The sequence below is a fragment of the Hydrogenophaga sp. ANAO-22 genome (assembly GCF_042466645.1).
Classification (GTDB): Bacteria; Pseudomonadota; Gammaproteobacteria; order Burkholderiales; family Burkholderiaceae_C; genus Hydrogenophaga.
In genome coordinates this window covers 4,682,685-4,696,203 of record NZ_CP159956.1, presented here as the reverse complement: position 1 = coordinate 4,696,203, position 13,519 = coordinate 4,682,685, and the positions used below count along the sequence as shown (strand labels likewise).

Annotated in this window: 19 protein-coding genes; 11 read left to right on the top strand and 8 right to left on the bottom strand. The window is 70.2% G+C overall.

Going from position 1 to position 13,519, the window contains the following annotated elements; translation table 11 throughout:
- Nucleotides 1-10 precede the first annotated feature (10 nt).
- A complete protein-coding gene (locus ABSY19_RS22720; RefSeq protein ID WP_382156180.1) occupies nt 11-394 on the bottom strand; it encodes a hypothetical protein in 384 nt (127 codons plus the stop codon).
- Between the two features lie 69 nt (nt 395-463).
- Between ABSY19_RS22720 and ABSY19_RS22715 the strand changes: the two genes are divergently transcribed.
- Both ABSY19_RS22715 and ABSY19_RS22710 read left to right on the top strand, forming a co-directional pair.
- Nucleotides 464-1,126, top strand: coding sequence for a response regulator (locus ABSY19_RS22715; RefSeq protein WP_382156178.1), 663 nt, complete (start codon nt 464-466; stop codon nt 1,124-1,126).
- The gene (locus ABSY19_RS22710) at nt 1,123-2,496 is read left to right on the top strand and encodes a sensor histidine kinase (protein WP_382156176.1); all 1,374 of its coding nucleotides are present in this window, start codon (nt 1,123-1,125) and stop codon (nt 2,494-2,496) included. Before ABSY19_RS22715 ends, ABSY19_RS22710 begins: the two co-directional genes overlap by 4 nt.
- Here ABSY19_RS22710 and ABSY19_RS22705 read toward each other — a convergent pair.
- A complete protein-coding gene (locus ABSY19_RS22705) occupies nt 2,493-3,059 on the bottom strand; it encodes a DUF4148 domain-containing protein (protein WP_382156174.1) in 567 nt (188 codons plus the stop codon). The genes ABSY19_RS22710 and ABSY19_RS22705 overlap by 4 nt on opposite strands.
- Before the next feature lie 215 nt (nt 3,060-3,274).
- On the opposite strand from ABSY19_RS22705, the gene ABSY19_RS22700 reads away from it, so the two are divergent.
- From ABSY19_RS22700 to ABSY19_RS22680, 5 genes are all read left to right on the top strand, one after another.
- The gene (locus ABSY19_RS22700; protein WP_382156172.1) at nt 3,275-4,207 is read left to right on the top strand and encodes a LysR family transcriptional regulator; all 933 of its coding nucleotides are present in this window, start codon (nt 3,275-3,277) and stop codon (nt 4,205-4,207) included.
- A gap of 93 nt (nt 4,208-4,300) precedes the next feature.
- Nucleotides 4,301-5,143, top strand: a complete 843-nt coding sequence (locus tag ABSY19_RS22695; RefSeq protein WP_382156170.1) for a hypothetical protein — start codon at nt 4,301-4,303, stop codon at nt 5,141-5,143.
- A 28-nt stretch (nt 5,144-5,171) separates the two neighbouring features.
- The gene (locus tag ABSY19_RS22690) at nt 5,172-5,747 is read left to right on the top strand and encodes an RNA polymerase sigma factor (protein WP_382156168.1); all 576 of its coding nucleotides are present in this window, start codon (nt 5,172-5,174) and stop codon (nt 5,745-5,747) included.
- A complete protein-coding gene (locus ABSY19_RS22685) occupies nt 5,744-6,649 on the top strand; it encodes an ankyrin repeat domain-containing protein (RefSeq protein ID WP_382156166.1) in 906 nt (301 codons plus the stop codon). The genes ABSY19_RS22690 and ABSY19_RS22685 overlap by 4 nt, the downstream gene beginning before the upstream one ends.
- Before the next feature lie 22 nt (nt 6,650-6,671).
- On the top strand, nt 6,672-7,463 hold the full coding sequence (locus ABSY19_RS22680) for an SDR family NAD(P)-dependent oxidoreductase (protein WP_382156164.1): 792 nt from the start codon (nt 6,672-6,674) through the stop codon (nt 7,461-7,463).
- A gap of 13 nt (nt 7,464-7,476) precedes the next feature.
- Here ABSY19_RS22680 and ABSY19_RS22675 read toward each other — a convergent pair whose 3' ends face one another.
- Complete coding sequence (locus tag ABSY19_RS22675; RefSeq protein ID WP_382156162.1) at nt 7,477-8,721, bottom strand: MFS transporter; 1,245 nt, start codon at nt 8,719-8,721, stop codon at nt 7,477-7,479.
- Nucleotides 8,711-9,175: a MarR family winged helix-turn-helix transcriptional regulator gene (locus tag ABSY19_RS22670; protein ID WP_382156160.1), complete on the bottom strand. Its 465-nt coding sequence runs from the start codon at nt 9,173-9,175 to the stop codon at nt 8,711-8,713. Before ABSY19_RS22670 ends, ABSY19_RS22675 begins: the two co-directional genes overlap by 11 nt.
- A 52-nt stretch (nt 9,176-9,227) precedes the next feature.
- Between ABSY19_RS22670 and ABSY19_RS22665 the strand changes: the two genes are divergently transcribed.
- Entirely contained in the window at nt 9,228-9,770 is a 543-nt protein-coding gene (locus ABSY19_RS22665; protein WP_382156158.1) for a PaaI family thioesterase, read from the top strand.
- Between the two features lie 5 nt (nt 9,771-9,775).
- Nucleotides 9,776-10,186 carry a lactoylglutathione lyase gene (gene gloA, locus ABSY19_RS22660; RefSeq protein ID WP_382156156.1) on the top strand — a complete coding sequence of 137 codons (411 nt, stop codon included), beginning with the start codon at nt 9,776-9,778 and terminating at the stop codon, nt 10,184-10,186.
- Nucleotides 10,187-10,251: 65 nt separating this feature from the next.
- Here gloA and ABSY19_RS22655 read toward each other — a convergent pair whose 3' ends face one another.
- Nucleotides 10,252-10,776: an OmpA family protein gene (locus ABSY19_RS22655; protein WP_382156154.1), complete on the bottom strand. Its 525-nt coding sequence runs from the start codon at nt 10,774-10,776 to the stop codon at nt 10,252-10,254.
- A 50-nt stretch (nt 10,777-10,826) separates the two neighbouring features.
- Between ABSY19_RS22655 and ABSY19_RS22650 the strand changes: the two genes are divergently transcribed.
- Nucleotides 10,827-11,447, top strand: coding sequence for a gamma-glutamylcyclotransferase (locus tag ABSY19_RS22650; RefSeq protein ID WP_382156152.1), 621 nt, complete (start codon nt 10,827-10,829; stop codon nt 11,445-11,447).
- Nucleotides 11,448-11,491: 44 nt separating this feature from the next.
- Nucleotides 11,492-12,127, top strand: a complete 636-nt coding sequence (gene pdxH, locus ABSY19_RS22645) for a pyridoxamine 5'-phosphate oxidase (protein ID WP_382156150.1) — start codon at nt 11,492-11,494, stop codon at nt 12,125-12,127.
- A gap of 12 nt (nt 12,128-12,139) precedes the next feature.
- Here the strand turns inward: pdxH and ABSY19_RS22640 are convergent, their stop codons facing one another.
- The 3 genes from ABSY19_RS22640 to folK all read right to left on the bottom strand — a co-directional run bounded on the left by ABSY19_RS22640 (nt 12,140) and on the right by folK (nt 13,503).
- Nucleotides 12,140-12,682, bottom strand: coding sequence for an RNA polymerase sigma factor (locus tag ABSY19_RS22640; RefSeq protein ID WP_382156148.1), 543 nt, complete (start codon nt 12,680-12,682; stop codon nt 12,140-12,142).
- Nucleotides 12,683-12,684: 2 nt separating this feature from the next.
- Entirely contained in the window at nt 12,685-12,897 is a 213-nt protein-coding gene (locus tag ABSY19_RS22635) for a DUF2892 domain-containing protein (protein ID WP_382156146.1), read from the bottom strand.
- Nucleotides 12,898-13,002: 105 nt separating this feature from the next.
- Complete coding sequence (folK, locus tag ABSY19_RS22630; protein WP_382156144.1) at nt 13,003-13,503, bottom strand: 2-amino-4-hydroxy-6-hydroxymethyldihydropteridine diphosphokinase; 501 nt, start codon at nt 13,501-13,503, stop codon at nt 13,003-13,005.
- Nucleotides 13,504-13,519 lie beyond the last annotated feature (16 nt).

Below are 13,519 nucleotides of genomic sequence, written 5' to 3'. Positions count from 1 at the left end.
GCGCGCCCGCTCAGCCCCTGACGAACAGGGTCACCAGCGGTTCGTCGCCCACCTGCCGGCTGCGGTGGCCGTGCACCGTGGGATCGAAGCTGGCCCCGGGGGGCAGCGTGTCGGCCGAGTAGAAATGCTGGCCCGGCCCGAAGGCGCGCCAGCTGCCGTCCTGCAGGCCGATCTCCATGCAGCCCTGCAGCACGAACAGCCATTGCGCATCGCCGGTGCAATGGAACTCGCTGCGAAAGCCCACCGGGCTCTGGCGCAACTGGCAGGCCGTCGCCGGCAGCAGGGGCGACAGGCGGGCCGCGGGCGAACCCTCGGACAAGGGGATCTCGGCCTCGCGAAAACGCGCGCGGCCATCGGTGTCGGTGAACAGAATCACCTGCGGGAATGTGCTCAAGGAAACCTCCGGAGTCGGGCTTTGCTTTGTACCAGAGGCATTCGCGCTTTTCGCTCACACTACGCAACCATGAAAGTTCTACTCGCCGAAGACGACCTCATGCTGGGCCGGAGCATGGAGCGCGGGCTGCGCCTGGCCGGCTTTTCCCTGGACTGGACGCAGGACGGCCCGCAGACGCAGGCCGCGCTGCGCGAGCAGCCGTACGCGGTGCTGCTGCTCGACATCGGCCTGCCCGGGCTGGATGGCCTGCAGCTGCTGCAGTGGCTGCGCTCGGAAGACCGCCCGGTGCCGGTGCTGGTGGTCTCGGCGCGCGATGCCGTGAGCGACCGCGTGGCCGGCCTCAACCTGGGGGCGGACGACTACCTCACCAAGCCCTTCGACCTCGACGAACTGGTGGCGCGCGTGCACGCGCTCGCGCGCCGGGGCAGCGGGCGCGCCCAGCCCGAGCTGCAGTTCGGCCGCCTCACCATGCGGCCGCTGCGCCGCGAAGCCCTGCTCGACAACCAGCCCGTCACCCTGGCCGCGCGCGAGTACGACCTGCTGCTCGCCCTGATGGAAAACCCGGGCACCGTGCTCTCGCGCGAACAGCTGGAAAGCCGCCTCTACGGCTGGCAGGAAGAGGTGGCGAGCAACGCGGTGGAGGTGCACGTGCACCACCTGCGGCGCAAGCTGGGTGCGGCCTGGATCAAGAACGTGCGAGGCGTGGGCTACAAGCTGGTCGCCGCGGCATGAACTCGATCCGCCAGCGCCTGCTGTTCTGGCAGATCACGGCGTTGATCGTCACCAGCGTGCTGGTCAGCGCCTTCACCTACCACCTGGCCTGGCAGGCCTTCAACCGGGTGCGCGATTTCGGCATGGAGCAGATCGCGCATTCGGTGGTGCGGCACGGCGTGCGCCCCCACAGCTGGGCCCTGGATCCACCCGAGCACGCCGCCCCGCGGCCCACGGCCCGCCCAGCCCCGCAGGACAACCCGCCGCCCTGGGTCACGGACGACCTGGGCCGCTTCATCAGCCAGATCTGGTCCACCGACGCGGAGCTCTTGTACGCCTCGGTCGAGGGCATCGGCCCTCCCCTGCAGGAACCCGGTTTCCACAATGTCGAGTGGTCGGGCGAAGCCTGGCGGGTCTACACGCTGGTGGACGACGAGGAAATCGTGCAGATCGCCAAGACCGAAAGCGACCGCGCCAGCAGCTTCGCCCAAATGGCGCCCTGGCTGCTGGTGCCCGTGGCGTTGCTGGTGCTGCTGCTCGGCCTGCTCATCCGCGTGGCCGTCAACCGCGCGCTGGCGCCGCTGGAGGCGCTGGGCCAGGACATCCGGCGGCGCGACGAAAAAGACCTGCAAGCGATCGCCACGGACGGCTTGCCCGAGGAGGTCGCGCCGCTGGGCCAGGCGCTCAACCAATTGCTGGAGCGCGTGTCGCGCCTGCTCACGCGCCAGCGCCAGATGCTGGCCGACGCCGCCCATGAATTGAACACCCCCCTGGCGGCCGTCAAGCTGCAGGCCCAGCTCACGCGCCGCGCGCCGCCGGGCGAGCGCGAGGCCGCGCTGGATGAACTCGACCAGGGCATCGCCCGCAGCACCCACCTGGTGGCGCAACTGCTGCAGATGGCGCGGCTGGAAGCGGATGGGCGCGAGCGCCAGCCCGTGCCGCTGCGGCTGGATCAACTGGCGGCGGACGTGGTGGCCGCGTTTTCGGCCCGCGCCGAAGCCCGTGGCATCGATCTCGGGCTGGACAGGCGCGAGGCCGCCACCGTGCAGGCCGATCCACAGGACCTGCGGGTGCTCCTCGACAACCTGGTGGACAACGCCTTGCGCCACACGCCCCCGGGCAGCCGGGTGGACCTGCACGTCGAGCAAGCCGAAGGCCGTGCCCAGCTGAGCGTCAACGACAACGGCCCCGGCATTGCCGAGGCCGATCGCCAGCGGGTGCTGGAGCGCTTCGTGCGCCTGAACCCGCAGAACGAGGCCACCGGCAGCGGCCTGGGCCTGGCGATCGTGGCGCAGATCGCCCAACAAAACGGGGGGCTGCTGACCTTGGCCAGCAGCCCCCCGGGGGGTCTGAGCGTGCGCGTCGCTTTCAGCGCACTGCCGACCACTTAGCCGCCGTTGGCGCGGCGCGATTCGACCAGCTCGGCGCGCACTTCAGCGCGCGTCTTGCCTTCGGCCAGCACCGGCTGGGCGTACTTGCCGGGGAACAGTTCGTTGGCCTTGGCACCGGTCTGGCCATCGGCCACATAGTCGCCCGTGCGCAGGGCTTCGGCCAGCTCAGCCTTCACTTCGGCGCGGGTCTTGCCCACGGCGGCGGTGGCGGTCACGGCCTTGTCGGCGCGGGCTTGGGCGTACTGGGCGGGGAACAGCTCGTTGGCCTTGGCGCCGGTCTGGCCGTCGGCCACGATGTCGCCGGTGCGGATGGCTTCGGCCAGCTCGGCCTTCACCTCAGCGCGGCTCTTGCTCACGGCCACGGGCTGGGCGTAGAGGTGGGGGGCGAGGTCCTTGTAACGGGCACCGGTTTCGCCGTCGGCGATCAGGTCACCGTTGCGTTGGGCCTGGATCAGTTCGGCACGGACTTGTTCGCGGGTCTTGCCCACGGAGGCATCGGCGGCGAAGGCGTGGCCGGCAACGAGGGTGGAGAGGGCGATGGCAACAACAGACAGCTTTTTCATGACAGTTTCCTTGGAGAGGGTTGAACATGCCGGTCGGTCCGTTGTGCGGTCTGGCCGGCTTCGATGCCTCTGCGGAGGGGTTTGCGTGCATCGATGGGATGAACTGTAAAGTTTCTGAATCAGAAGAAAAACAGCATTGAAACGACTATTGTGTTTCTAATTCAGCAATAATCACGGTTTTGACACCCGGGAAAACCCTTTAAAGGAGCTTTGTTATGGACCGCCTGGCCTCGATGCGTGCCTTCCAGAAAGTGATCGATGAAGGGGGTTTTGCGGCGGCGGCGCGCGCCATGGACATGTCGCCCGCCGTGGTCACGCGGCTGGTGGCCGATCTGGAAGACCACCTGGGCACCCGCCTGCTGCACCGCACGACGCGCCGCGTCTCCCTCACCGACGCGGGCGAGAACTACCTCGACCGGGTGCGCGTGATCCTGCAGGAGCTCGACGAGGCGCACGCGCTGGTGAGCTCGCAGACCAGCGAACTCGCGGGCGTGCTGCGCCTGCTGGCGCCGCCCGTGCTCGCCACGCACGTGCTCGCCCCCCTGGTCAGCGGCTTTCGGCAGGCCTACCCCAAGATCCTGCTCGACATCGATGTGGATTCCCCCCGCGAGCCCCCGATCCAGGACTACGACATCACGCTCATGGGCGCTCAGGCCTCGTTCGATGCCAACGTGATCGCGCGCAAGGTGCTCTCCAGCGTCACCGTGCTGCTGGCCTCGCCCAAGTACCTGCAGCGCAAGGGCACGCCCGTGCGGCCCGAAGACCTGGAGCGGCACGACTGCCTGCGCTTCAAGCCCGCGACCGGCCGCACCCGGGGCTGGCGCCTGCTGCACGAGACGGACGAAGCCCGCTTCGTCGACATCGAGGTGCAGCCCGTGCTGTGGGCCAACCACACCGACACCCTGATGCACGCCGCGCTCGACGGCGCCGGCATCACCGCCACCACCATCGAACTGGCCGCGCCGATGATCGAGAGCGGCGACCTGGTGCGCGTGCTCAACCCCTGGATCACCGACCGGTTGACCATGTACGCGGCCCTGCCCAGCCGCAAATTCATGCCGCGCCGCACCGAGGTGTTCCTGGACTACCTCATCGAGCAGACCCGAGCCCGCGTGAGCAGCGCGCTGGCGACCTGCAACAGCTGCTGACGCACTCCGTTACACAAAACCCGGCACCGCCTCAACCCCGTCGAGGCGGTTCGTTCGTTTCAATCGGCTCCATCCACTGTTCGCGGAGCCCGCATGAAACCCCTTCCCTCCTTCCGCCTCGCCCTGTCCCTGGCCGCCGCGCTCGCGGCCCTGGCCTCCTCGCCGGCCCAGGCCGTGGGCCGGCTCACCGACATCCAGGTGATCGACCGCGACAGCGGCGAAACGCTCACGGTCTACCGCCACCAGGGCGAGCACTGGGTCGCCGGGCGGCCCGGCGCGCGCTACGCCGTGTCGGTGCGCAACGCCACGCCGGGCCGGGTGCTCGGCGTGGTCTCGGTCGACGGTGTGAACGTGATCTCGGGCGAGACCGCCGCCTGGCAGCAGACCGGCTACGTGCTCTCGCCCTGGCAGCAGCACGCCATCACCGGCTGGCGCAAGAGCGATGCCGAGGTCGCGGCCTTCCACTTCACGGCATCGAGCGCCTCGTACGCCGAACGCACCGGCCGCCCGGCCCACGTGGGCGTGATCGGCGTGGCCGTGTTCCGCGAGAAACCCCTGCCACCGCCGCCGCCGGCCGTGGTGCCCTGGCCCTCGCTGCGCGAGCAGAGCGGCGCGCAGAACCGCTCTTCGGCCGCCGAGGCGCAAGCCGAAAGCGAGGCGCCACGCGAGCGTGCCGAGTCGCTGGCCGCGCGCCGCATGGCCCCCGCCGCACCGGCGCCGCGCCTGGGCACCGGGCACGGTGCGCGCGAGGACGCGCCCATCACCCACACCACCTTCGAGCGGCGCAGCGACCGGCCCGATGAAGTCATCCGCATCCGCTACGACAGCCGCGAGAACCTGATCGCCATGGGCATCATCCCCACGCAGGCCGTGCCGCCCCGGCCCAATCCCTTCCCCGGCGCCGTGCCCCCCGGCTACGCGCCCGACCCGAGTTGACCGCCCGCCGGCTCCCATAATCGCGGGCATGACCGAGGAGGTTGTGCCCGCCGATGAAACCTTGATGCAGGCCTTTGCCGCGGGCGATGCGCGCGCCTTCGAAACCCTGTACGACCGCCACGCCCTGCCGATGTGGCGCTTCGTGCAACGCAGCGTGCACGACCGCGCGCTGGCCGATGACCTGGTGCAGGACGTGTGGTTCTCGCTGATCCGCCAGGCCCCGCGCTACGAACCCCGCGCGCGGTTTCGCACCTGGCTGTTCACCCTGGCCCACCACCGCCTGGTCGACCACTGGCGCACCCACAAGGCCCACGCCAGCCTCGATGCGGAAACCGACGACGGCGCCGCTCTCGCCGACACGCTGGCGGCCGATTCGGGCTTCGGCCCGGTGCGGCAGCTGCAGTCGCGCGAGCAGGCCCAGGCCTTGCTGGACGCGCTCGCCGCCCTGCCCCTGCCGCAGCGCGAAACCTTCCTGCTGCAGGCCGAAGGGGGCCTGAGCCTGGCCGAGATCGCGCAGGCCACGGGCGTGAACGCCGAAACCGCCAAGAGCCGGCTGCGCTACGCGCGCGAGCGCCTGCGCCAAGCCCTGGAGGCCTTTGCATGAAGCCGCAAGACGAACTGCTGCAGCGCTACCGGGAGGCCAACGCACACGACCCCGCGCGCCCCGACCCGACCCTGCGCGAAAAGGTGCTGGCCGAGGCGCGCACCGCCGCGGCCCAAGCCCGCGAAACCCCTGGGCACACAAAGCCGCCGGCCGCCAACGATTCGGCCTGGCGCTGGCGCGCCTTCGGTGGCCTGGCGGTGCTGGGCCTGGCCACGCTGGTGGTGCTGCAGTTCGATCGCGGCACACCCGAGGAACGGGAGATCGCCCTCGGCGAGGCCCAGGCGCCCTCCCGCGCAGCCGCACCGGCAGAGGCCCCGGCCGCCGCGCAGGAAGCCGCACCCACAGCCACGGTGCCACCCGAACCCCGGCCCACCCCGCCGGCCGCACCGCGCCCCTTGCCCGAGCATCCGAAGCCGCGCGGTCCAGCACCCGCAGCCACCTTGCCGCCCCCCGCGCCGCCAGCTCCAGCGGCCAACAGGGCAGCGGAGGCCGAAGCCCCTGCCACCGCATCGACCGACATGGCGACCACGCCCCGTGCCCGTGGTCTGGCACAAGAGCAGGCCCCCGCCGCCCTGTCGGCGCGGCGTGGCGCACCCGCGCCCCAGGCCATCGCGCCGCTCTCGCCCGCCGCGGCCCTGCTGGCCGCCGCCGCGCGCGGCGCGGTCGCCGATGTGCGCGACGCGCTGGCCCAGGGGGCGGACGTGAACGCTGCCGACGCGCGGGGCCGCACCGCGCTCATGCTGGCCGCGCAGCGCGGCGATGCCCCGCTGGTGCGCCTGCTGCTCGGCGCAGGCGCCGACCCCGAGCGCACCGACCGCGATGGCCTGCGCGCCATCGATCTCGCGCAACAGGCAGGGCACGCCGAACAGCTGCCATCGCTGCAGGAGCGCGGAGCGCGCTGAGCCCCGTCGCTACCATGGCGGCATGAACACCCCAGCCTCTTCCTCCTCCGTGCATTTCGGCCACCAGGGCCGCATCGTCCTCGTCACCGGCGGGGCCCAGGGCATCGGCGAAGCCTGTGCGCGCCGCTTCGCGCGCGAAGGCGCCAAGCTGGTGATCGCCGACGTGGCCGACGCGCGCGGCCGCACCCTCGCGCGCGAACTCGGCGGCACCTACATGCATTGCGACGTAGGCGACAAGGCCGACGTGGACGCCATCGTCGCACTGGCGCTGGACAGCCACGGCCGCATCGACGTGCTGGTCAACAACGCCGGCATCTTCAAGGCGGCCCACTTTCTGGACGTGAGCGAAGAAGACTTCGACGAGGTGCTGCGCGTCAACCTCAAGGGCGCCTTCCTCATGGGCCAGGCGGTGGCCCGCGCGATGGCGCAGCAGGCCGATGGCGGCAGCATCGTGAACATGAGCTCGGTCAATGGCGTGCTCGCCATCCCCAACATCGCCAGCTACAACGTGAGCAAGGGCGGCATCAACCAGCTCACCCGCGTGATGGCGCTGGCGCTTGCCGACCACGGCATCCGCGTCAACGCGGTGGCGCCCGGCACCATCGCCACCGAGCTCGCGGCCCAGGCCGTGCTCACCAGTGAAGAGGCGCGCCACAAGATCCTGAGCCGCACGCCGCTCAAGCGGCTCGGCGAACCCGACGAGATCGCCGACGTGGTGGCCTGGCTGGCCAGCGACGCGGCGAGCTACGTCACCGGCGAGATCGTCACCGTCGACGGCGGGCGCATGGCGCTGAACTACACCGTGCCGGTCTGAGCGCTGCCCTGCTTCACGCGGGCCGGGGCCGCGCCACCACGGCTTCGCGGATCGGCAGGTGGATCAGCGCCGCGCCCACGGCCAGCACGATGTCGATGTACCAGACCCAGTCGTAGCTGCCCGTGGCCTCGAACACCTGGCCGCCCAGCCAGGCGCCGAGAAAGCCCCCCACCTGGTGCGCCAGCATCACGATGCCGAACAGCATGGCCATGTTGCCGGTGCCGAAGAACTTGGCCACCAGGCCCACCGTGGGCGGCACCGTGGAGAGGAAGGTCAGGCCCATCACGGCAGCGAAGGTCAGCATCACGGCCTCGGTCTTGGGCGCCAGCAGGAACACCAGCACCGCCACGGCGCGCGAGGCGTACACCAGCGAGAGCAGCGACTTCATGCGCCAGCGGCCCACGGCCCAGCCCATGGCCAGGCTGCCGATGATGTTGAACAGACCGATCACGCCCAGCGCCCAGGCACCCACCGGCGCCGGCAGGCCGCACGCGGCCACCACGCCGGGCAGGTGCGTGGCGAGGAAGGCCACGTGAAAGCCGCACACGAAGAAACCGGCCGAGAGCAGCAGGTAGCTCGGCGTGTTCAGCGCCTGGCGGATCGCCTGGCCGGTGGGCAAGGCCACCGGCGCGGGCGCCGCCCCGGCCTTGGCGGCCGGACCCGGGCCGCGCAACACCCAGGCCGCGGGCAGCGCCAGCAGCACGATCAGGCCCAGCGCCTGCAGCGCACCGACCCAGCCCAGGCCCAGCGTGAGCGCGGCGGCCAGGGGCGCCATGAGGAACTGACCGAACGAGCCACCCGCGTTCACGATGCCGGTGGCCATGCCCCGACGTTCGGCCGGGATCAGGCGCGCGGTGGCCGCCATCAGCACCGAAGGCCCGGCCATGCCGGCGCCACCGGCCGCGAGCACACCGATGGCCAGGATCAGGCCCCAGGTGCTGGTCATCAGCGGCGTGAGGTACATGCCCAGCGCCACCAGCAGCACACCCACGAGCAGCACGCGCCCGGCGCCGATGCGGTCGGCCACGGCGCCCGCGAAAGGCTGCGTGAGCCCCCACCAGAGCTGGCCGAAGGCGAACGCCAGGCTGATGCTGCCCACCCCCAGACCGGTGGCCGTGTTCAGCGGCGAGAGGAAAAAGCCCATGGTCTGGCGCGTGCCCATGGTCAGCGCGAAAGCCCCGGCCGCGGCCAGCAGCACCAGCCACCACACATAGGGCGCACGCGCGGGCGCGGCGGCGGTCAAGGTCTCAGTCTTCATGGGTGTCTTCCTCGTGAAACGCGGCCAGCCCCTGGTCCAGCAGCCCGTGCAGCGCCGCCACGGTGGCCACGCCCAGCTTGTCGTTGAGTGAGAGTTGCGCGGCCTTCCAGCGCCGCTGCGCCTGGCGCCGCAGCTCCAGCCCGGCGTCGGTGATGTGCACGAGCCGGCTGCGCGCATCGACCCCTTCGCCCAGGGCCAGCCAGCCCGCCGCGATCATGGGTTGCAGGTTGCGCGTGAGGGTGGAGGCACCCATGTCCATGCGCCGGGCCAGCTCGCCGGGCGCCAGCGGCCCGAGGCGGTCCACGTGCGTCAGCAACGAGTACTGCGTGATCTTCAGCCCCGAGCCGGCCAGGTGCTGGTCGTAGTGCTGGGTCACGCGGCGCGTGAGCTGGCGCAGCTTGAAGTTGGTGCAACCCACCGGGGTCGGCGATGTCACCTGGGTGTCGGCATTCATGAGACGATTGTATCTACAATACTTGTACCTGCAAACAAAAAGGAATCGAACCATGACCGTCGAAGAAACCCAGGCCCAGTGGATCCAGCAATACGAGGCCGTCGTGGCCCGCATGAACGCCGGTGCGGGCGTGGGCCTGGCCAACCCCGCCGATCTCGCGGGCCTGACCGGCATGCAGCAGATGCAGGCCATGCTCGACGGCAAGCTGCCCTACCCGCACATCGCCGACACGCTGGACTTCTCGCTGGTGGAAATCGGTGAAGGCCGGGCCGTGTTCCAGGGCCAGCCCCAGCTCAAGCACTACAACCCGCTGGGCACGGTGCACGGCGGCTGGTACGCCACGCTGCTGGACTCCGCCGTGGGCTGCGCGGTGCACACCGTCATGCCGGTGGGCCGGGCCTACACGACGGCCGAACTCAGCGTGAACATCGTGCGCGCGGCCTCCTACAGGAGCGGCCCCTTGCGCGCCATCGGCACGGTGGTCCATGCCGGGCGGCAGTTGGCCACCGCCGAGGGCCGCATCGTCGGGCCCGACGGCAAGCTGTACGCGCATGCCACAACGACCTGCCTGGTCTTTGAAGTGCCGTCAAAATAGCACCCATGCGACTTCTACACACCATGCTGCGCGTGGGCAACCTCCAGCGCTCGATTGACTTCTACACCCAGGTGCTGGGCATGCAATTGCTGCGCACCTCCGAGAACCCCGAGTACAAGTACTCGCTGGCCTTCGTGGGCTACGAAGGCAACCCGGCCCAGGCCGAGATCGAACTCACCTACAACTGGGGCACCGAGAGCTACGAACTCGGCACGGCCTACGGCCACATCGCCCTGGGCGTGCCCGACGCCTACGCGGCCTGCGAGAAGATCAAGGCGGCCGGCGGCAACGTGACGCGCGAGGCCGGCCCGGTCAAGGGCGGCACCACGGTGATCGCTTTCGTGACCGACCCCGACGGCTACAAGATCGAGCTGATCCAGCGCGCGGAAAAAGAAGCGGGCCAGGGCCTGCGTTGAACGCCTGCCGGGCGTGGACGAAAAAGCCCGGCATGCCGGGCTTTTTTGTGGGCGCTCAGGCCAGCTCAACGCACGATCAGCACTTCCACGCGGCGCGCTTCGGCGTTGTTGCCGGTGCCGGCAGTCTGCTCGGGCTTCTTCAGCTCCACCGCGCCTTCGGCCACGCCCGCGCCCACCAGGGCACTGCGCACGGCGATGGCGCGCTGCTTGGCCAGCTCGGCGTTGAAAGCCGGGTCGCCGGTCAGGTCGTGAAAGCCCGACAGCACCAGCTTCTTGCCGGCCTTGGCCGCGGCGATTGCTTCGCCCAGCGCATCGAGCGCGCCGGCGGCCAGGTCGGCCTTGCCGGACGCGAAGTAGAACTTGACCACGCCGTTTTCGACCACCACGCTGGCGTCATCGCCCACCGGAGTGACCGTGGTCACAGCCACAACGGCCGCGACCGGAACCACTGCCGCCGGGCCGGCACTGGGCGCGGCCTGGCGCGACTTGTAAATGCCCATGCCCAAGGCAAGGCCTACCGCCAACAGGATCGCGCTGATCAGCACCACCGCCACAACGCGGTACTCGGGTTCGTCATCCTGAGAGGACATGGGAAACACTCCGTGAAGAATAATGGGAAAGAACTCGACAAAGATTGTAAATGGCCGACCGTGACACCCCGAGGACGCGCGCGCTCCACGACCCTGCCCTGAGAAACGGCGCGCAGATGATGGCCGACACGCTGGCGCAATGGCGCGCGCAGGGGCCGCGGCCAGACCTCTGGGTGTTCGCCTACGCCTCGCTGGTCTGGCGCCCCGAGTTCGAGGCCGCCGAGCAGCGCCCGGCGCGCGTGCGCGGCTACCACCGCTGCCTGCAGATGTGGAGCCGCGTCAACCGGGGCACGTATGAATGCCCGGGCCTGGTGTTCGCGCTGATGCCCGGCGGCAGCTGCGCCGGTCTGGCGCTGCGAGTGCCGCACGAGCAGGTGGAAGCCCTCATGCCGGTGCTGTGGGCGCGCGAGATGCCCAACCCGGTCTACGACCCGAGGTGGCTGCATTGCGACACGCCCCAGGGCCCGGTGCGCGCGCTGGCCTTCACGCTCTCGCGCCAGAGCCCCAGCTACACCGGCACGCTGAGCGACGAGCGCTACCGCGAGATCTTTGCCCGCTCCTGCGGGCGCTATGGCACCACGCTGGACTACGCGCGCCAGACCTTCGAGGGTCTGCTGCACCACGGCATCCACGACCGGGCGCTGCAGAAGCTGCTGGCGCTCGCCGATTGACCCGACACAAGGCCCCGTCGGGGCCTCGCTCCTATACTGCCCGCATGAACATCGCCGACCTGCGCAAGAGCTACGAAAAGGCCGAACTCAGCGAGTCCGCCTCGCACGCCGACCCGCTGCAACAGTTCGACCAGTGGCTCAACGAAGCCATCCGTGGCGAGGTGCCTGAACCCAACGCCATGACGCTGGCCACCGTGGGCTCGGACCTGCGTCCGAGCACGCGCATCGTGCTCATCAAGGGCTGCGACGAACGCGGCATCGTCTGGTACACCAACTACCAGAGCCGCAAGGGCCGCGAGCTCGCGGGCAACCCGTTCGCCGCGCTGCAGTTCCACTGGGTCGAGCTCGAGCGCGTGGTGCGCATCGAGGGCACGGTGGAAAAGGTGAGCGACGAAGAGAGCGACGCGTACTTTCACAGCCGCCCGCTGGACAGCCGCATCGGCGCCTGGGCCAGCCCGCAGAGCGAGGTGATCGAGAGCCGCACGGTGCTCGTGACCAACGCCGCGAAGTACGGCGCGCAGTTCCTGCTGAAACCGCCGCGCCCGCCGCACTGGGGCGGCTACCGACTCAAGCCCGACACCTGGCAGTTCTGGCAGGGCCGCAAGAGCCGCCTGCACGACCGGCTGCGCTACACCGCGCAGGCCGACGGCGGCTGGCTGCGCGAGCGGCTCGCCCCCTGAGGCCCGGCACGCTCAGCTTTTGGCGGGCGCGTCAGCGCCGAGCAGGTACTCGCGCACCAGTTCGCGCGCGCGGTGCAGGCGGCTCTTGACCGCGCCGGGCGGCTCGCTCAACCGTTGAGCGATCTCCGCGATGGTCAGTTCCTCGAAATCGCGCAGCAGCACCACCTGGAGGTAGTGGGCTGGCAGCGACTCCAGGGCATGGGCCAAGTCGATCCGCAGTGCACCATCCGTTCGGTCCAGCATCTGCGCTTCGGCGATGTCGTCGGTCAATGGCTCGTGCCGGAACAGGCTGCGCGACAGTTTGCGGCACTCGCGCTGGATCACCGCGAACAGCCACGACGAGAACGCCGCGGCCGCCCGGAGACTTTGGACCTTTCGCGAGACCACCAGCAAGGACTCCTGGACCGCGTCATCGACGTCGCTGGCATGGCAGTGCTTGTGGGCATAGCGGCGCGCGTCCGTCTGGCACAGGGCCAGCAGGCGGGCGATGGCGGCCGGGTCGCCGGTCTGTGCCACCAGGATGAGCTGGTCGCGATCCGCCACGCTGTCCGCCATGCTCAGGCCCTCTTGTCGAGCTGGCGGCCCAACATCGCGCACATCGGGCAGAAGCCGACCAGGCCGCTCAGGGCCAGCACGGCGCCCGTGACACCGGCCCCCACGGCGACGTTAGAGACGCCCCAGTTGACCACCGCGAAAGCGATGGTCATGGCGCCCACGACCACCCGCACCACGCGCTCCCAGTTCGGGACATTCTTGACATAGATCACCATGCACTCCTTGTTGGCCGAGGAAGACCCTCAAACCCTAAGAGGCGGCAACGGAGGCAAACGGTTCGCGCCGGTGGCAAAAAAACGCGCCATCGAGGCCCGGCTCCTTCAAGGCCGGACGCCCACCTCGATCGGGCCCGCGCGTTCGATGCGCTGGCCCGCCACCGCCCGCAGCGCGGCGGCGCTCACGAGTTGCGGCGCGATCTCCGCCAGGGGCACCAGCACGAAGGCCCGCTCGCCCATGCGGGGATGCGGCACGGTGAGCCGCGTTGAGTGAATGCGGCACTCGCCGTACAGCAGCAGATCCAGGTCCAGCGTGCGCGGCGCGTTGCGGTAGGGCCGCTCGCGGCCGGCCGCCTGCTCGATGGCCTGCAGCGCGTCGAGCAAGGCGGGCGCGGTGAGCGTGGTGGCGACCTCGGCCACGGCGTTGAGGTAGTCCGGCCCGCTGGAATCCACCGGTGCCGTGCGGTACAGGCTGGAGGCGCGCTGCACCCGCACACCAGGAACGGCATTCAGGGCCGCAAGCGCCTCGCGCAAGGCCTTCCCGGCGTCCCCGAGGTTGGCGCCCAGGGCCACATGGGCCGTGACCTCGGCGCGCGGCGCGGCCATCACGGGGGTGTCAGCA